The sequence below is a fragment of the Bradyrhizobium sp. genome (assembly GCF_050014615.1).
In the GTDB taxonomy this organism is placed as follows: Bacteria; Pseudomonadota; Alphaproteobacteria; order Rhizobiales; family Xanthobacteraceae; genus Bradyrhizobium.
Genome location: NZ_JBEKCZ010000115.1, coordinates 1 through 17,002, shown reverse-complemented (window position 1 = coordinate 17,002; position 17,002 = coordinate 1). Strand labels below are relative to the sequence as shown.

At 62.9% G+C, this 17,002-nt stretch carries 18 protein-coding genes; 3 read left to right on the top strand and 15 right to left on the bottom strand.

Going from position 1 to position 17,002, the window contains the following annotated elements; translation table 11 throughout:
- From ABR948_RS18775 to rpoZ, 10 genes are all read right to left on the bottom strand, one after another.
- The coding region (locus ABR948_RS18775) for a DNA gyrase subunit A (RefSeq protein ID WP_428120595.1) at positions 1-742 on the bottom strand (742 nt) is incomplete at its 3' end.
- Positions 743-815: 73 nt separating this feature from the next.
- The gene (recO, locus tag ABR948_RS18770; RefSeq protein ID WP_428120593.1) at positions 816-1,565 is read right to left on the bottom strand and encodes a DNA repair protein RecO; all 750 of its coding nucleotides are present in this window, start codon (positions 1,563-1,565) and stop codon (positions 816-818) included.
- A 140-nt stretch (positions 1,566-1,705) separates the two neighbouring features.
- A complete protein-coding gene (locus ABR948_RS18765; protein ID WP_428120591.1) occupies positions 1,706-2,086 on the bottom strand; it encodes a hypothetical protein in 381 nt (126 codons plus the stop codon).
- A gap of 20 nt (positions 2,087-2,106) precedes the next feature.
- Complete coding sequence (gene era, locus ABR948_RS18760) at positions 2,107-3,033, bottom strand: GTPase Era (RefSeq protein ID WP_428120599.1); 927 nt, start codon at positions 3,031-3,033, stop codon at positions 2,107-2,109.
- A gap of 13 nt (positions 3,034-3,046) precedes the next feature.
- Positions 3,047-3,862: a ribonuclease III gene (gene rnc, locus ABR948_RS18755; RefSeq protein ID WP_428120589.1), complete on the bottom strand. Its 816-nt coding sequence runs from the start codon at positions 3,860-3,862 to the stop codon at positions 3,047-3,049.
- On the bottom strand, positions 3,859-4,617 hold the full coding sequence (gene lepB, locus ABR948_RS18750) for a signal peptidase I (RefSeq protein ID WP_428120587.1): 759 nt from the start codon (positions 4,615-4,617) through the stop codon (positions 3,859-3,861). Before lepB ends, rnc begins: the two co-directional genes overlap by 4 nt.
- 278 nt (positions 4,618-4,895) lie before the next feature.
- Positions 4,896-5,315, bottom strand: a complete 420-nt coding sequence (gene acpS, locus ABR948_RS18745) for a holo-ACP synthase (RefSeq protein ID WP_428120585.1) — start codon at positions 5,313-5,315, stop codon at positions 4,896-4,898.
- Positions 5,312-6,076: a pyridoxine 5'-phosphate synthase gene (locus tag ABR948_RS18740; protein WP_428120583.1), complete on the bottom strand. Its 765-nt coding sequence runs from the start codon at positions 6,074-6,076 to the stop codon at positions 5,312-5,314. The genes acpS and ABR948_RS18740 overlap by 4 nt, the downstream gene beginning before the upstream one ends.
- Before the next feature lie 127 nt (positions 6,077-6,203).
- Entirely contained in the window at positions 6,204-8,510 is a 2,307-nt protein-coding gene (locus ABR948_RS18735; RefSeq protein ID WP_428120581.1) for a RelA/SpoT family protein, read from the bottom strand.
- A 323-nt stretch (positions 8,511-8,833) separates the two neighbouring features.
- Positions 8,834-9,226, bottom strand: coding sequence for a DNA-directed RNA polymerase subunit omega (gene rpoZ, locus ABR948_RS18730; RefSeq protein WP_024512695.1), 393 nt, complete (start codon positions 9,224-9,226; stop codon positions 8,834-8,836).
- Positions 9,227-9,574: 348 nt separating this feature from the next.
- On the opposite strand from rpoZ, the gene ABR948_RS18725 reads away from it, so the two are divergent.
- Together ABR948_RS18725 and ABR948_RS18720 are read left to right on the top strand one after the other, a co-directional pair.
- Positions 9,575-10,204, top strand: coding sequence for a LabA-like NYN domain-containing protein (locus ABR948_RS18725; protein ID WP_428120577.1), 630 nt, complete (start codon positions 9,575-9,577; stop codon positions 10,202-10,204).
- Positions 10,182-10,880 (top strand): uracil-DNA glycosylase, encoded by a 699-nt coding sequence (locus ABR948_RS18720; RefSeq protein ID WP_428120575.1) that lies wholly within the window; start codon positions 10,182-10,184, stop codon positions 10,878-10,880. Before ABR948_RS18725 ends, ABR948_RS18720 begins: the two co-directional genes overlap by 23 nt.
- A gap of 127 nt (positions 10,881-11,007) precedes the next feature.
- Here the strand turns inward: ABR948_RS18720 and ABR948_RS18715 are convergent, their stop codons facing one another.
- From ABR948_RS18715 to dapA, 4 genes are all read right to left on the bottom strand, one after another.
- Positions 11,008-11,583: a peroxiredoxin gene (locus tag ABR948_RS18715; RefSeq protein ID WP_428120573.1), complete on the bottom strand. Its 576-nt coding sequence runs from the start codon at positions 11,581-11,583 to the stop codon at positions 11,008-11,010.
- A 108-nt stretch (positions 11,584-11,691) separates the two neighbouring features.
- Entirely contained in the window at positions 11,692-12,165 is a 474-nt protein-coding gene (gene smpB, locus ABR948_RS18710) for an SsrA-binding protein SmpB (RefSeq protein WP_213742043.1), read from the bottom strand.
- A 1-nt stretch (position 12,166) separates the two neighbouring features.
- Complete coding sequence (mscL, locus tag ABR948_RS18705) at positions 12,167-12,580, bottom strand: large conductance mechanosensitive channel protein MscL (protein WP_428120597.1); 414 nt, start codon at positions 12,578-12,580, stop codon at positions 12,167-12,169.
- An 86-nt stretch (positions 12,581-12,666) separates the two neighbouring features.
- Positions 12,667-13,557 (bottom strand): 4-hydroxy-tetrahydrodipicolinate synthase, encoded by an 891-nt coding sequence (gene dapA, locus ABR948_RS18700; protein WP_428120570.1) that lies wholly within the window; start codon positions 13,555-13,557, stop codon positions 12,667-12,669.
- A gap of 314 nt (positions 13,558-13,871) precedes the next feature.
- Between dapA and ABR948_RS18695 the strand changes: the two genes are divergently transcribed.
- Entirely contained in the window at positions 13,872-16,079 is a 2,208-nt protein-coding gene (locus ABR948_RS18695) for a lytic transglycosylase domain-containing protein (RefSeq protein WP_428120568.1), read from the top strand.
- 189 nt (positions 16,080-16,268) lie between these two features.
- Here the strand turns inward: ABR948_RS18695 and ABR948_RS18690 are convergent.
- Positions 16,269-17,002, bottom strand: a 734-nt coding sequence (locus ABR948_RS18690) for a transporter (RefSeq protein ID WP_428120566.1), incomplete at its 5' end; no start/stop codon positions are given.

Below are 17,002 nucleotides of genomic sequence, written 5' to 3'. Positions count from 1 at the left end.
GGAACGATCCGCGCCCGGTCATGTAAGCCTCGGCGATGCTCTCCTTGGAGTCGACGATGATGCCGCCGGTCGGAAAATCCGGACCCTTGACCCATTTCAGCAGCGTCTTCGACTTCGCCTCGGGCTTGTCGATCAGATGCAGCGCGGCGTCGCACAGCTCAGCCGCGTTGTGCGGCGGAATCGAGGTCGCCATACCGACCGCGATGCCCTGCGCGCCATTGGCCAGCAGGTTAGGAAATCCGCCCGGCAGCACGATCGGCTCTTTCGACTGGCCGTCGTAATTGGCGCGGAATTCGACGCCGTCCTCGTCGATGCCTTCGAGCAGGAGCCGCGCGACCTCGGTCATGCGCGCTTCGGTGTAGCGGTAGGCGGCCGGATTATCGCCGTCGATATTGCCGAAATTGCCCTGGCCGTCGACCAGAGGATAGCGCGAGGAGAAATCCTGCGCGAGGCGCACCAGCGCGTCGTAGATCGACTGGTCGCCATGCGGATGGAACGAACCCATCACGTCGCCGACGATCTTGGCGGATTTCTTGAACGGGGTGCCGGGATCGAGCCGCAGCAGCCGCATGCCGTAGAGAATGCGCCGATGCACAGGCTTGAGGCCATCGCGGGCATCGGGCAGCGCGCGATGCATGATGGTCGAGAGCGCGTAAGCGAGATAGCGCTCTTCCAGCGCATCGCGCAGCATCACCTCGTGAATTTCGGCCGGCTCTTCCGGTGGTAGCTGTCGTTTTCCCATGGGGAGGCGTTAAACTTTCGTGGTGAATCGGGCAAGATGCGAATCAGCGGCCAATTTAGGCTGCCCGGCCGCGCTACGGAACCGCTACGCTCGCCCGGTACCTCACCACCGCGTTGATAAACCCGTCCCGGGCGTCGGAATGGCCCTGCCCGCGCGGCTCCAGCACGTGACGCAGCAGAAACATGCCGGTCAGCGCAAACCCGTCCTGCAGATCCTGGTCCGACCACCCGTTGGGGCCGCCGCCGCCCTGGCGCAGGAACGGCGGCAGCCGCAACAGCCGGTCGCGCCAGGGATCGCCGGCCTGCCGCGACACCGCGCCGCCGGATTTCGGCGAAACATAAATCAGCTCGGTGGTGGTGCCGGTGGCGGCGCAGTTTTCCAGATCGAGCCCGAAGCCGAGCTCGGCCAGCATCGCCAGTTCGAATTTGACGAGATGAATGGCGGCTTCGCCGATGTCGTCGAAATCGTCCAGGGTGCGTTCCAGCATCTCGTAGATGTCTTCATGGGGATCGCGCTCCGGCAACAGTCGCGCCAGCGAGGCCAGATGCGTGACGCCGTAGACCGCGTGCGAGGATGCCAGCACGGTGGCCGCGCGCAGCCTGGTGCCCTCGATCACATAATAGCCGAGATGCTCGTCGAGCCGCGCCCGCCACACCGCTGACACACTGTTGCCGGGCTGCAGCATCGGCCGCATCCGCTTGCCCGCGCCGCCGCGCACCAGGCCGAGGTGACGGCCATGGCCGCGCGTCAGGAGCTCGACAATGGCCGAGGATTCGCCATGCCGCCGCACCCCCAGCACGATGCCTTCGTCGGTCCATTCCATGGGCCCAAGTCTATCATGTAGGGTGGGCTAAGCGAAGCGAGCCCACCACGCCGACGAGCAGTGCCCCTCGGATTTTTGGTGGACGAATTCCAGTGGTGGGCACGGCGCGTAGAGCGCGCCTTTGCCCACCCTACAATTACTCACCCGTTGAACCAGCCCTTGGCATCGCCGGTGAAGGAAAAATACAGTCCGGCCGCCGTCAGGGCGCAGGACATGACCTCGATCGCGCTATCGAGCTGCATCCCGCTGTCGCCGACAATTTGCACCAGCTGGATCACCGAAAGCACCAACGAGGCGATCAAAGCCCAGCGTGGCCAGTTCTTCCGGCGCTGCGCGGCGAGCCAGACGAAATAAAACATCAACAGGATCAGGAAGGCCGCGAACACGTTCGCGATCAGGATCACCGATTCGGTCAGATCAGGGCTAGGCGTGCGATCCTGAAACGCGACCGACAGCGCATCAAGGGTAAGCGACAGATAGAGCAGCACTTCAAACCACAGCACGTTCTTGGGTACGTTCATCGCAGGCCGGTCATTGCTTATTATTCCTTGGGGAATTCAAGTCCCATTTCACGGTAGCGGTTGGGATCGTCGCCCCAGTTCTCGCGCACCTTCACAAACAGAAACAGATGCACGGGCACGCCTACAATCTCGGCGATCTCCTTGCGCGAATCCGCGCCGATCGACTTGATGGTGGCGCCGCCCTTGCCGAGCACGATCTTGCGCTGGCTTTCGCGCTCGACAAAAATCGTCTGCTCGATACGGATCGATTTGTCCTTGCGCTCGGTCCAGCTATCGGTCTCGACGGTCGACTGATACGGCAATTCCTGGTGCAATTGGCGGAAGATCTTCTCCCGGGTGATTTCGGCCGCCAGATGCCGCATCGGCGCGTCGGACATCTGGTCTTCGGGGTAATGAAACGGTCCCGGCGGCACCATCGCGGCCAGCGTACGGCGCAAATCGTCGACGCCGTCGCCCGACAGCGCCGAGACCATGAAGGTGTTTTCGAAACTCAGGCGGTCATTGGCGGCCTTGGCCAGCGCCAGCAGTTTTTCGCGCGGCACCAGATCGATCTTGTTCAGCACCAGGATTCTCTGGTGGCGAACGGTGGCCACCTTGGTGAGGATCGCATCGGCTTCCTCGTCGATGCCTTGGCGCGCGTCGAGCAATACGCACACCAGATCGGCGTCATGCGCCCCGCTCCACGCGGTCGACACCATGGCGCGGTCCAACCGGCGTTTGGGCAGGAAAATCCCGGGCGTGTCGACCAGAATGATCTGCGCATTGTTTTCGATCACGATGCCGCGGATCAGCGCGCGGGTGGTCTGCACCTTGCGCGAGACGATCGTGACCTTGGAGCCGACCAGCGCATTGACCAGCGTGGACTTGCCGACATTGGGCGCGCCGATCAGCGCGACAAAGCCGCAGCGCGTCGCAACCGGTGCAGCTTCATTGGGGGTGTCGTCCATGTCGTCCGTTGTGTCATCCATCATTGTTGCCGCCGCCGACGCCTTCGCGCGCAATCATGACGGAAGCTGCGACCTTCTCGGCCGCCCGCTTGCTGCCGCCAACGCCTTCGGCCGGCTCGAGCCCCGGCAAATCCACGGCGACCCGGAACTGCGGATCGTGATGCGGCCCGGTGCGTTCGACCTCGCGATAAACCGGCGTCGGCAGACCCTTGCCCTGGGCCCATTCCTGCAACACCGTCTTGGGATCGCGCAGCGGCCGCCGCGGCTTGTGCATCCGCTCGGTCCAGTTGCGTTCGACGAACTGCGCCGCGGCGGCATAGCCGCCGTCGAGAAACACCGCGCCGATCACCGCCTCGCAGATGTCGCCGAGCACGGATTTGCGCAAGCGGGCACCGGCCCCCGCCCCGACCGCGCCCAGCTTGATGTCATCGAGCAGCCCGAGCGACTTCGCCACATCCGCGCAGCTCTCCTTGCGCACGAGATCGGCGAGCCGCTTCGACAGTTCGCCTTCGTCGGCGCCCGGAAAGGCGCGGTACAGCATGTCGGACACGATCAATCCCAGGACGTGATCGCCGAGGAATTCGAGGCGCTGGTAACTGTCGCCGCGCTTGCGCGCCGATTTCAGCGCGGAAACATGCGTGAACGCCGTGGTGAGCAGGGCTGCATCGGAAAACTTGTGCCCGATGCGCGCCTCGAGCGCCGCGGCAGCCGCTTTGGCGCTGATCTTGGAGCGCTTCTTCTTGGCCGCAGGTTCGCGGCCGGCGTCAGGCTGGGGGCTTGCTTCGCCGGATGACGACAGGATCTGGATGTCAGGTGTTTCGTCGTTCATCGCACAATTGAGAATATGCGATTCCAGCGCACCGCGGTGGGCCAGCGCCAGAACATCCAGGCGTGTTCGCCTTCGGCAATCGAGAAGAAAATCATCTGGGCCCGGCCGACCAGATTCTCGAACGGCACGTAGCCTACCGCCGACAACACCCGGCTGTCGGTCGAGTTGTCCCTGTTGTCGCCCATCATGAAGAAATTGCCCGGCGGCACGGTGTAGACGATGGTGTTGTCGTAGAAACCGTTGTCGACGCAATCCAGCGACTCGTAGCTGACGCCGTTCGGCAGCGTCTCCTTCCAGCGCTTGACCCGTGCGGTGGCGTCGGACCCGCAGGGGTCTTCGCCGATGAAATCGCTCAGCCGTTCGCGGACCACCGGCTTCTCGTTGATGTAGAGCAGCCCCTCCTTCATCTGGATGCGATCGCCGGGCAACCCGATCACGCGCTTGATGTAGTCGGTGGTGTCATCCTTGGGCAGGCGGAACACCACGATATCGCCGCGCGCCGGCTCGGATCCGAATATCCGGCCCGAAAACAGCGGCGGTGACAGCGGCAGCGAATAGTGGCTGTAGCCATAGGAATATTTCGAGACGAACAGATAATCGCCGACCAAGAGCGTCGCCTTCATCGATCCCGAGGGGATGTTGAAGGGCTGGAACAGAAAGGTGCGGATCACCAGAGCGATCAACAGCGCATGGATGACGACGCGGACGGTTTCACCCAAGCCGCTTTCGGTTTTTGTGCCGGATGTCACGCTCATCGTTTTCCTATTTCCCCGTCGCGTTTCCCGCGCGGTGGCAGAACATGTTCCTCACGCGAGGAGCGCTTGGCTTCGCGTCTGGAAAATGGCCTTGATTCTGATGTTGAGAGCGAATTCCGGCGCAGACCCGAACTCACTCCGCTTCGATGTTCCCTGCGGCGTTTTAGACGGTTGTTCGCAGCCGCGCAATCAACGGCTCTATCAAAACTTGCTAATCCACTGACAAGCCTAGGATTTTTAGTTTTGCCGGGGTACCGGCCGTAAGCGGCCCCGACGGGTCAGGGTTTGCCGGGGTGAACGGCCGAAATTATGACGAAGGCCTGCGCCAGCGGCCAGTCGTCGGTAATGCTGAGGTCGATCCGCGCCTCATAGCCCTGTGGCGTCAGCTCCGCGAGCCGGGCCAGCGCCCCGCCGGTCAGTTGCATGGTGGGCCGGCCGCCCGGCAGGTTCACCACCCCCATGTCCCGCCACCAGACGCCGCGCCGGATGCCGGTGCCCAGCGCCTTGGAACAGGCCTCCTTGGCGGCGAACCGCTTGGCGTAGGTCGCCACCACCATTTTCTCGCTTTTGGCGCGGCGCTCGGCCCGGGCGCGCTCGGCGTCGGTGAAAATGCGGTCGAGAAAGCGCTCGCCGTGGCGTTCGATGACCTTGGCGACGCGGCGGATGTCGATCAGATCAGAACCGATGCCGATGATCATGTTGGGCTCGCGAGATTTTGGCGCCCACGATCCATCGCGGCCCGCATCGCGCGAACGGTCGCGCCGAGGCCCACGAACAGCGCCTCCCCGATCATGTAGTAGCCGATATTCAGCTCGAATATCTGCGGCAATGACGCGATCTTTTCCGCGGTCGCATAGTCGAGACCGTGACCGGCATGGACCTCGAGGCCGGCCGAGCGCGCCAGCGCGGCGCCCGCGACGATGCGCTGCCATTCGGATGCCGCTTTCGCGGCATGGCCGTCGACCACGGCGTCGCACCAGGCGCCGGTGTGGATCTCAATGACCGGCGCCCGCAGCCTGGCCGCCATTTCGATCTGGGCGGGATCGGCGGCGATAAACAGCGACACCCGTATCCCGGCATCGTTCAACCGGCCGATGAACGGCGCCAGCGCATTGTGCTGTCCGACCACGTCGAGACCGCCCTCGGTCGTGAGCTCTTGCCGGCGTTCGGGCACCAGGCACACCGCATGAGGCCTGGTCGCCAGCGAGATGCGCAGCATGTCCTGCGTCGCCGCCATCTCGAAATTCAGCGGTTTGGAGATTTCCGCCTTCAGCCGCACCATATCCTCGTCACGGATGTGACGGCGATCCTCGCGCAGATGCGCGGTAATGCCGTCGGCGCCGGCCTCGATCGCGGCCAGCGCGGCGCGCACCGGATCGGGATTGCGCCCCGCCCGCGCGTTGCGAAGGGTGGCGACGTGATCGACATTAACTCCGAGACGCAGCGGAGGATGGGCCATGCGGGACTCGCGAAAGAATTTTGAAAACGACTGGAACACCTCCAACCGTCATGCACGGGCTCGACCTGCGCATCCATCTTCTTGAAAAGAATGCATTGCCGGGTCAAGCTCGGCAATGACGAACTTACTACCCGTTAACGCGCTCGACCCGTGCGACCACGGCCTTGGCGCGTAACTGGGCGATAATAGCGCTGAGATGCTTGAGGTCATAGACCTCAAGATCGATGGTGAGCTCGGTGAAATCCGGGGAGCGCCGGTGCATGCTGATATTGTCGATATTGCCGTCATGCTCGGCGATCACGGTGGCGACCTGGGCCAGGCTGCCGGGCTCGTTGACGTTGTCGACCAGGATTCGCGCCGGAAAACGCTGCGGCGTCGATTCGTCGACGTCCCAGCGCACGTCGAGCCAGCGCTCCGGCTCCTCCTCGAAATCCTTCAGCGCCGGCGACTGGATCGGATAGATCGTGATGCCTTCCCCCGGCGAGACGATGCCGATGATGCGGTCGCCCGGCACCGCGCCGCCGTTCGGCGCGAACTTGACCGGCAGGCCGGAATTGATGCCGCGGATCGGAATGGCGGACGGGCTGCGCGCCGGGTCGGGCGGCGATTTCATCTTCAGCTTGTCGGCGAGGCTTTTCTTCGCGCCGTATCGTGCCACCCGCTCTTCCTTGTAGTCCGGATACATCGCGCGCGCGACATCGGAGGCCTTCATCTCGCCGCGGCCGACCGCGGCCATCACGTCATCGATCGAGGCACGCGCCAGCCGCGGCAGCGCGCCCTTGAGCTTGTCGTCGCCATATTCGATCTTGGCGCGCACGAACAGCCGCTCGACGATACGGCGGCCGAGACCGGCATATTGATCGCGCACGGCGGTGCGGGTGGCGCGCCGGATCGCCGCCCGCGCCTTGCCGGTGACCGCGAGCGATTCCCACGCGGACGGCGGTGCCGACTGGGCCTCCGAGGTCAAAACCTCCACTTCGTCGCCGTTCGTCAGTTCGGACGACAGCGGCGCGAACTTGCCGTTGATCTTGCAGCCGACCGCGCTGTTGCCGACATCGGTGTGCACGGCATAGGCGAAGTCAATCACATTGGCCTGGCGCGGCAGCGCGATCAGCTTTCCCTTCGGCGTAAAACAGAACACCTGATCGTGAAACAGCTCGAGCTTGGTATGCTCGAGAAACTCTTCCGGGTTGGCGCTTTCCGAGAGTACCGCGATGGTGTGGCGCAGCCAGGCGAAGGCGTTGGATTCGCGCTTTAAGAGTTCGGTCGGCGAGCCGACGCCATCCTTGTAGAAGGCGTGCGCGGCGATGCCGAATTCCGCGATCCGGTCCATTTCCTCGGTACGAATCTGCAACTCGACGCGCTGCTTGCCGGGACCGATCACGGTGGTGTGGATCGAGCGGTAATCGTTCTGCTTCGGGGTCGAGATGTAATCCTTGAACCGGCCGGGCACCACCGGCCATGTGGTGTGCACGACACCGAGCGCGCGGTAACAGGCCTCGACGTCATTCATCACGACGCGAAACCCGAAAATATCCGACAATTGTTCGAAGCCGACCGACTTGCGCTCCATTTTGGTCCAGATCGAAAACGGCTGCTTGCGCCGGCCATAGACATGCGCGGCCACACCGTTCTTCTGCAGGTTCTTGGACAGTTGGCTTTCGATTTCGCCGATCAGATTGCGGTTGCGGTCGGCCAGCGAGTCCAGCCGTTGCATCACCACCGAATAGGCTTCCGGATCGAGCGAGCGGAACGAAAGGTCTTCGAGTTCCTCCCGCATCTCCTGCATACCCATGCGGCCCGCGAGCGGCGCATAAATGTCGAGCGTCTCCTCGGCGATCCGGCGGCGCGAGGTCGGCGGCACGAACTCCAGCGTGCGCATGTTGTGCAGACGGTCGGCGAGCTTGATCAGGAGAACGCGGACATCGTCGGCGATCGCCAGCAGCAGCTTGCGCAGGTTCTCGGCCTGCTTGGCCTCGCGCGACACCAGTTCCAGCCGCTTCAGCTTGGTGAGACCCTCCACCAGCGCGCCGATCTCGGGTCCGAAGATCTGGTCGATTTCGGCGCGGGTCGCCTCGGTATCCTCGATGGTGTCGTGCAGCAGCGCCGCGACGATGGTCGCATCGTCGAGCTTGAGGCCGGTCAGGATCGCCGCGACCTCCAGCGGATGCGAAAAATAGGGATCGCCGGAGGCGCGGGTCTGCGAGCCATGCGCCTTCATGGCGTAGACATAGGCGCGGTTCAGCAGGTCTTCGTTGGTGTCAGGGTTATAGGACCGGACGCGCTCGACCAGATCGTATTGCCGCATCATGCGCGGGCGCGGCGACCTGGGCGGCTTGGCTGCTGCGAGCTCAGGCAAAGACAATGGCGGCGCCACGGCGACCGAATCGGTCGCGGCCTGCATCTGTCCTGGGCGGCGGCGCCAATACGCCATCGAATTAATGCCTTTTTTGCCCGGACCCTCGGATTGGGTCCGCCCACCACCATAACCGGAATAACCTAGTGCCTTCTCGAGCGAAGCGGCACCCTTCCGGGTTACGGAAAACGCTCGATTTCGGGCAAGCGGGCGCATTCTAACGCGAAACCGCAGGTTCCTCCCATCACATCAGGGACAGCCTTCGAAGAATCCGTCCGCGCCTGCGATCGCAGCATGGTAACCATGAAAAAGCCAGCAAAAGCAAAAGCCCGGACAAAATGCCCGGGCTTTTGGTAAATCGAATATGGGGGTCGTTAGGCCTAAAGCCGAAATCGGGCGATTTACTCGTCTTCCTCGGGCTGCTCTTCCGGCGGCGCCAGGCCTTCGAGGCCTTTCAGAAGCTCCTCTTCCGTCATGCGCTCGACGGCGACTTCCGTGTCGTCGGCATCGACGCTGGCGCCGGCCGATCCGATCAGGGGCACCGTATCGGGTTCCGGCTCGTCGACTTCGACGAATTTCTGCAATGAATGAACCAGTTCTTCCCGTAAATCTTCGGGGGAAATCGTTGAATCCGCGATTTCGCGCAACGATACCACCGGGTTTTTGTCGTTATCGCGGTCGACCGTGAGCTGGGAGCCGGACGAAATCATGCGGGCGCGGTGCGCCGCCAACAGGACCAGGTCGAACCGGTTGTCCACCTTGTCAATGCAATCTTCTACGGTGACGCGCGCCATCGACTGTCGCTCCGTTAAATGGGGCCGAATATGTTGGTTATGGCCGCTAGTTATAGGTGTGGAGGGCCTTTCGCAAGACTAAATTGTGATTTGGCCTCCGTAATCTGCTCTGCTAACCCATCTTGGGGGCCTACCAGCGGAGCGTCGGCAGCCGACACAAACGGCCGCGCGGACAAGAAAACGCTTCATTGAGTCGTAAAATCCATATCTATTGTCCCGACTTTCCTCATTTGCGGGTGTCTGTCCAGACAGGCTCCGCCGGTCTTCGGAAGTTCGATCTTTGAAATGCGCGGCCGGCTGCCGCCGCGCCAAAAACGTTCAACGGTAACAACCATGCGAGAACACTGAATGTCCCCTGCTTCCGATAAGATCGCACTCTTTATTGACGGCGCCAATCTCTACGCCACCGCCAAGACGCTCGGCTTCGACATCGACTACAAGCGTCTGCTCAAGGAATTCCAGAGCCGTGGAACCCTTCTGCGCGCGTTCTATTACACCGCGATCATTGAAGATCAGGAGTATTCGTCGATCCGCCCCCTGATCGACTGGCTCGATTACAACGGCTACACCGTGGTCACCAAGGCGACCAAGGAATTCATCGACGCCAGCGGCCGCCGCAAGGTCAAGGGCAACATGGATATCGAGCTCGCGGTCGATGCGATGGAGCTCGCCGAGCATGTCGACCAGATCGTGCTGTTCTCCGGCGACGGCGACTTCCGCTCGCTGGTCGAAGCGGTGCAGCGCCGCGGCGTGCGGGTGACCGTGGTCTCGACGATTTCGAGCCAGCCGCCGATGATCGCCGACGAGTTGCGGCGCCAGGCCGACGTCTTCACCGATCTGGTCGAACTGCAATCCAAGCTCGGCCGCGATCCGTCCGAGCGTCCGGCTCCGCGCGAGCCGCGTCATCATGCGCCGCAATTCCTCCAGCGCGCGACCACCATGGCGCCGAGGAGCGATGACGACGATTTCGAGGATTGAGAACGATCCAGCGCGCACCCCGCCACCGCCCTCCGGCGCCCCCCTCCGCACCGAACCCGACCGCGATTGTCCGCTCTGTCCACGGCTCGCCGGCTTTCGCGAAGCCGCCCGCGCACGCGAGCCGGAATGGTTCAACGCGCCGGTTCCGCCGTTCGGCGATCCCGGCGGGCGATTATTGATCGTCGGCCTCGCGCCCGGGCTGCAGGGCGCCAATCGCACCGGACGGCCGTTTACCGGCGATTTCGCCGGCGACCTGCTCTACGCGACGCTGCTGGAATACGGCTTTGCCAAAGGCAAATATCTGGCGCGGCCGGACGACGGGCTGACGCTGGTCGATTGCCGGATCGGCAACGCGGTACATTGCGTACCGCCGCAGAACAAGCCGCTGCCCGCGGAAATCAACACGTGCCGGCCATTTCTGGTGGCGACCATCGAGGGCATGCCAAGACTGCGCGCGATTGTGGCGCTCGGCCGGATAGCCCATGATTCGACGCTCAAGGCGCTGGGCATTCGCGGCGCCGCCGCACCGTTTGGGCATGGCGCGATCCATCCGGCCGGCACCAGGAAGCTGTACGACAGCTATCATTGCTCGCGTTACAACACCAACACGCGGGTGCTGACTCCGGAAATGTTTCGCAACGTGTTTGCGAAAGTCAGAGCGGATCTGGATACGTAGGGTGGGCAAAGCCAACGGGTCGCGCGAACGCGCGCCCGATGACAGGCTCCGCGTGCCCACCAAAACTCCGTCAGCTTTTACGGTGGGCACGGCGCAAGCGCGCCTTTGCCCACCCTACAAAATAAATTCAAACCGGGTTTTGCTTCAACCACGCCAGCACGTCGCCGGCGTTCCGATCGGGCGGAAATACCGGATAGAACACGTGGGTGATGCGCGCGTCGTCGATGATCAGCGCCATCCGCTTCATCATGGTCAATCCCGCCACCGCCATGGTCGGCAAATCGAGCGCCCGCGTCAGCGCCAGCTTCTCGTCGGAGAGGACCGGAAACGGCAGATGCAGCCGTGAGGCCATTTCGGTTTGGTATTCATTGCTTTGCGTCGACAGCCCGAACACATGGCGCGCGCCGGCGGCCTTCAATTCCGCAAACAGGTCGCGAAACGCGCAGGTCTGGGGCGTGCAGCCGCGGGCGCCCGGGATCATGTCCCAATCGTCGACCAGGCTGATCTTGCCGGGCTCGCCGGTTCGCGGATAGGCGAACACCACGCTTCGCCCCGGCAGCGCCGACAGCGTCACCAGGGTGTCGTCGGTGGCCATCAGGCTGACAGGCGGGATCGTCTTGCCCGCCAGATGCGCCGCTGCGCCGTCGTCGATCGGTGCCGGAATCTTGCTCCAGTCGACTTCGAGCAGGTTTTTCTGGTTCATCTTGAATTTCTCCATCGGCCGTCATGGCGAGGACGGCTTCATGAAGTTTATCATCGAGTGCGCCTGCGCGCGACCTGCCGGCGCGCAATGATGATGAGCGAAAAGGTATTATCCCCGCGCCCGCAGCAGGCGGCCCTTCTCCCTGCCCCAGTCGCGCTTTTTCTCGGTCTCGCGCTTGTCGTGCAGTTTCTTGCCTTTCGCCACCGCCAGCAACAGCTTGGCACGGCCGCGCTCATTGAAATAAAGTTTTAGCGGTATCAGCGTCATGCCGTCGCGATCGACCGCGCCCATCAGCTTGTTGATCTGCTTTCGGTGCAACAGCAGTTTGCGCGGCCGCTTCGGCTCGTGATTGAAGCGGTTGGCCTGCAAATATTCGGGAATATTGGCGTTGATCAGCCAGATCTCGCCGCCCTTGGTATCGGCATAGGATTCCGCGATCGTGGTCTTGCCGTTGCGGATCGACTTGACCTCGGTGCCGGTCAGCGCGATTCCCGCCTCAATCGTGTCCTCGATGGCATAGTTGAACCGGGCTTTGCGATTTTCAGCGACGATCTTGATCGGGCGCTCGTTCTTCTCGGCCACGTTACGCCTTCTTCAGGAGATCGCGGATCTCGGTGAGCAATTCTTCCTCGCGGGTCGGCTTCGGCGGCGCGGCGGGTGCGGCGGCATCCTTTCGCTTCAGCGTGTTCATCGCACGGATCACCATGAACAGCACAAAGGCGACGATCAGAAAGTTGATCGTTAGCGTAAGGAAATTGCCCCAGGCCAACACGGCGCCCTGCTTTTTCGCGTCCGCCAGATTGTCGGCCGTGACCTTCGTCGACAGGCCGATGAAATAATTGGAGAAGTCGAGACCGCCGACCGATCCGATGATCGGCATGATGATATCGCCGACCAGCGAGGTCACGATAGAGCTGAAGGCGGCTCCGATGATGATACCGACCGCGAGGTCAACCACATTGCCCTTCATCGCGAAATCGCGGAATTCCTTGAGCATCTGGGAGCCCTTCTGTTCTGCTTCGCGTAGTGCCATGGCGACAATTTCGAAAGTCTGGTTGCGTCGATTGTGGTTGCGTCGAAAGCCTAGTTGATCAGGCCTGCATGCACCATGGCGCTGCGCACCGCCACGCGCGTCGGCTCGGATACCGGCACCATCGGCAGCCGCAGCGTCTCCTCCATCTTGCCGAGCAGCGACAGCGCGTATTTGACCGGCGACGGGTTGGACTCGATGAAGAGATTGGTATGCAGCGGCATCAGCTTGTCGTGCAGCTTGAGCGCGGTGGCGATATCGCCCTTCTGCCAGGCCAGATGAAACTCCGAACACAGCCGCGGCGCGACATTGGACGTCACCGAAATACAGCCATGGCCGCCATGGGCCATGTAGCCGAGTACGGTGGCATCCTCGCCTGACAGTTGGTTGAAATCCTCGCCCAGCACTGCACGCTGCTGTGAAACCCGCACCATGCTCGCGGTCGCGTCCTTGACGCCGGCGATGTTCTTCAACTGGAACAGCCGCGCCATGGTGTCCACGCTCATGTCGACCACCGAGCGCGGCGGGATATTATAGATCACGATCGGGATTCCGATCGCATCGTTGATCGCCTTGAAGTGCTGGTACATGCCCTCCTGGGTCGGCTTGTTGTAATACGGCGTCACCACCAGAACCGCATCGGCGCCCGCCTTCTCGGCGTGCTGCGCAAGCTCGATAGCCTCCCGGGTCGAATTGGAACCGGCGCCCGCGATCACGGGAACGCGCCCGGCGGCTTCATCGATGCACCATTCGACGACGCGCTTGTGCTCGTCATGGGTCACGGTCGGGCTTTCGCCTGTGGTGCCGACCGGCACCAGGCCATGGGTCCCCTCGGCGATTTGCCAGCTCACCAGTCCACGAAACGCGGTTTCGTCAAGCGAGCCGTTTTTGAACGGCGTGACCAAGGCGGTGAATGATCCCCGGAAATTCGTCTTGGCTGCCATGAACTTCTCCAAACGCGCGCTGCGGGCCTTGCCGCACCCCATTCATAACGGGTCTGGCGATGACGGGAAAGGCCCGCACGTGAAAGACCTGAGCCATTCCAAGGCCGTATCCCCACCTTGCGGTCTCCTCCGAACCGCCACACCAGCCGCGATTTTGCCGCGGTGATGGCGCAGACATCGGCACGTCCCAGCGTATTTGTTATTTTGCCCACATATTCAATCAAATAGACCTAGACCGACTGCCAATTCGTGATTCGATGCAAAGGAACGCCGTGCCCCCCTCCGCCCGCGCAGCCGCATTGCGATCGACCGCAATGACGACAACCCTGGCGCTGGCCGTGGGACTAGCGGTGTGGGCTGCGGCAGAAGCCGCGCCAAAGGCCAAGATTCCATTGCCGAAGCCGCGGCCGATCGCGCGCAATGTCGTGCCCAAAACCACACCGGCTGGGAACACCGCCGCTAAAAATTCGCCCTCCCTGCCTGCGGCAACTGCCCTGCCCGCGGCAGCTGCCCCGCCTGCGGCCGCCGCGATCCTGCCCGCGACACGCCAGCACGCGGCTTTGCCGCCCCCACCGGCACGCAAGCCGCCGACGCCGGCGGCGGTAGCCGCGACGTCATCGACATCGCAGGCCGATACCGACGCGCTGGAGAATGTCATCGAGCTCGTGCGCAAGCACCAACCCGCGGATGCGACGCAGGCCGAAGCGGCGATATCGGATCCGGTGGCCAGGAAGCTCGCCGAATGGATCATCCTGCGCAGCGACGACAACGGTGCGTCGGTCGAGCGCTACCGCGCCTTCCTATCAGCCAATCCGAGCTGGCCTTCGCAGAATTTCCTGCGCCGCCGCGGCGAAGCGGCGCTGTGGGACGACCACCGCGACGATGCGACCGCATGGGCCTGGTTCGAGAACGATTCTCCGTTGTCGGCCAAGGGACGGTTCTCGCTGGCGCGGGCGATGATCGGGCGCGGCGACCGGGCCAATGCCGAGCGGCTGGTGCGGGAGGCCTGGCGCAACGATGCGATGTCGGAGGATACCGAGAGCACGGCGCTCGATCTGTTCGGGGCCCTGCTGACGCCGGGCGATCAGAAGGCGCGCATGGATCTGATGCTTTACGGCAGCGAGCACGAAGCCGCGCTGCGCGCCGCCAAGCGGCTCGGCAGCGGCGAGGTCGCGCTGGCGAAAGCGCGCATCGCGGCCTATCGCAAGGCGCCCAATACCAGGGCGCTGCTCGACGCGGTGCCGGGTGAGTTGCACAGCGACCCCGGCTATATCTTCAGCAAGATCCAGCTGTTGCGCCGGGAAGAGAAATTCCCCGAGGCCGCGCAACTGATGCTGAGCGCGCCGAAGGATCCCGGCCGCCTGTACAATCTGGATGAATGGTGGGTCGAACGGCGGCTGCTGTCGCGCAAAATGCTCGACGTCGGCGAACACCGCAATGCCTACCTGATCGCGCGCGACGCCGCCCTGCCCGCGCGCGATATCTACAAAACCGAACAGGAATTCACCGCGGGCTGGATTGCGCTGCGTTTTCTCAACGACCCGGCGACGGCCGCGCAACATTTTGCGCGCATCGGCGTCGGCAGCGTCAACCCGACGACGCTGGCGCGGGCCGGCTATTGGCAGGGCCGCGCCGCCGAAGCCGCGGGCCGCTCCCAGGAGGCCCACACCGCGTACGCCGCGGCGGCGGAGCAATCGACCAGCTATTATGGCCAGCTGGCGCGCGCCAAACTGGGCCTGCCACAGATCGAGCTGAACGACGTGCCCACCGCCCGCGGACACGCGGTCGAACGGCTCGAGGTCGTCCGCGCCGTGCAGTTGCTCTACGCGCTGGATGAGCGCGAGATCGCGATCCCGATTTTCGGCGATATGGGCGATAATGGCGATCCCGATGTGCTGCTGGGGCTCGGCGAACTGGCTTCCCGCTACGGCGATGCACGTGGCATGCTGCTGGTCGGCAAGGCCGCGCTCAACCGCGGGCTGCCGTTCGATTTCTACGCCTATCCGGTGATGGGGATTCCGCCGTTCAAATCGATCGGACCCGATGTCGAGCAGAGTATCGTGTTCGCGATCGCGCGGCAGGAGAGCGCTTTCAATCCCGCCGTGGTCTCACCGGCGCAGGCCTATGGACTGATGCAGGTGACGCCGGATGCCGGCAAATACGTATGCAAGAAATACGGCGCCAGCTTTGACCTCGGCCGGCTGAAGAACGATCCGGTCTACAATGCCGCGCTCGGTGCGGCCGAACTCGGCGGCCTGATCGAGGATTACCGCGGCTCCTACATCATGACGTTTGCGGCCTACAATGCCGGCCGCGGCAGCGTCAAAAAATGGATCGATCGTTATGGCGATCCGCGCGATCCCAAGGTCGACGCGGTCGACTGGGTCGAGCAGATACCGTTCGCCGAGACGCGCAATTACGTGCAGCGGATCATGGAAAATCTGCAGGTCTATCGCGCGCGCTTCGGCGGCGGAACGCGGCTGCAGATCGAGGCCGACCTGCACCGCGGCAGCGTCGAATAAGGATAGTCCCGCCGGTCGGTCATATCGCCTGATCGGGGATCGAAGCCGAGGTGACTTCGACAGACCTGCTGGGCCGGGATCTGACTTTAACCGGGTCTGATTTTAACAAAGTCTGATTTTGACAAGAAAAATCCCCCTCCCGATAGACGATCAACGTCTATCGAAAGGGGGACTTGGGTTAGGTAGAACTTACTTGTGGTACATCGCGGGCGTGGCCGGCGCTTCCGGAGCCCAGAGGCGATAGCTGAGCGTCGCGAAGACCGTCATGCCCTGAGTGATCAGAGAAGCATCCGCGGTTACTGGAACGGCAGGGTTGGAAGCCTTCGCCGTCAGCTCTTGCGTTGCCCACACCGAGAAGCTCGCCGGTCCGAAGTTGTATTCAACTAAACCACCGAGGGCGAAGATATGGAACCTCTGGGCGTTGCCAGCGGTGCCGCCCGGAACCAGACAGCCGACGCCGCAGCTGTCATTGGTAACCTGCGCCACATAGTAGGCGACCGGACCGAACGTCCACTTTCCGATGGTCTTCGTAGCAGTGAAGTCCGCATGGAAGATGTCACCCGTCTGATAACCGTCGAGCGAGTTCTTGGTGCTGAACTCTTCGTACAAGGCGGCGCTCAGGTTCCAGCCGTCCTTCAGATACGACACGATCACTTCAGGCTGGAAAACCCACCACGGGTTGCCGACGTTGCCAAGGCCAGTGGGTCCGTTGATCGTGCCATCCGGCGCACCGATACCGAGACCTGTCTTCACGGCAAAGCCGCTGGTCCCAAGCTTCCAGCTCAATTCGACCGGCACGAAGTAGGTGTTGTGGGCGCCGCCAGCTTCGTTCGCAATGCCGGGGACTTGACCAAGCGGGCTACCGATGCCGAACATGACAAATGGCTGCACGACCACGGCGTCATACGTCGCGCCGAGGAAGG

Coding starts and splice junctions, on each gene's coding strand:
- mscL (WP_428120597.1), bottom strand. CDS start 12,580: ATGCTCAAGGAATTCCGCGATTTCGCGATGAAGGGCAATGTGGTTGAC.
- ABR948_RS18765 (WP_428120591.1), bottom strand. CDS start 2,086: ATGAACGTACCCAAGAACGTGCTGTGGTTTGAAGTGCTGCTCTATCTG.
- ABR948_RS18740 (WP_428120583.1), bottom strand. CDS start 6,076: ATGGCCCATCCTCCGCTGCGTCTCGGAGTTAATGTCGATCACGTCGCC.
- ABR948_RS18695 (WP_428120568.1), top strand. CDS start 13,872: ATGACGACAACCCTGGCGCTGGCCGTGGGACTAGCGGTGTGGGCTGCG.
- acpS (WP_428120585.1), bottom strand. CDS start 5,315: ATGATCATCGGCATCGGTTCTGATCTGATCGACATCCGCCGCGTCGCC.
- ABR948_RS18735 (WP_428120581.1), bottom strand. CDS start 8,510: ATGGCGTATTGGCGCCGCCGCCCAGGACAGATGCAGGCCGCGACCGAT.
- dapA (WP_428120570.1), bottom strand. CDS start 13,557: ATGGCAGCCAAGACGAATTTCCGGGGATCATTCACCGCCTTGGTCACG.
- ABR948_RS18720 (WP_428120575.1), top strand. CDS start 10,182: ATGACGACGATTTCGAGGATTGAGAACGATCCAGCGCGCACCCCGCCA.
- lepB (WP_428120587.1), bottom strand. CDS start 4,617: ATGAGCGTGACATCCGGCACAAAAACCGAAAGCGGCTTGGGTGAAACC.
- era (WP_428120599.1), bottom strand. CDS start 3,033: ATGGACGACACCCCCAATGAAGCTGCACCGGTTGCGACGCGCTGCGGC.
- ABR948_RS18715 (WP_428120573.1), bottom strand. CDS start 11,583: ATGAACCAGAAAAACCTGCTCGAAGTCGACTGGAGCAAGATTCCGGCA.
- recO (WP_428120593.1), bottom strand. CDS start 1,565: ATGGAATGGACCGACGAAGGCATCGTGCTGGGGGTGCGGCGGCATGGC.
- ABR948_RS18725 (WP_428120577.1), top strand. CDS start 9,575: ATGTCCCCTGCTTCCGATAAGATCGCACTCTTTATTGACGGCGCCAAT.
- rnc (WP_428120589.1), bottom strand. CDS start 3,862: ATGAACGACGAAACACCTGACATCCAGATCCTGTCGTCATCCGGCGAA.
- rpoZ (WP_024512695.1), bottom strand. CDS start 9,226: ATGGCGCGCGTCACCGTAGAAGATTGCATTGACAAGGTGGACAACCGG.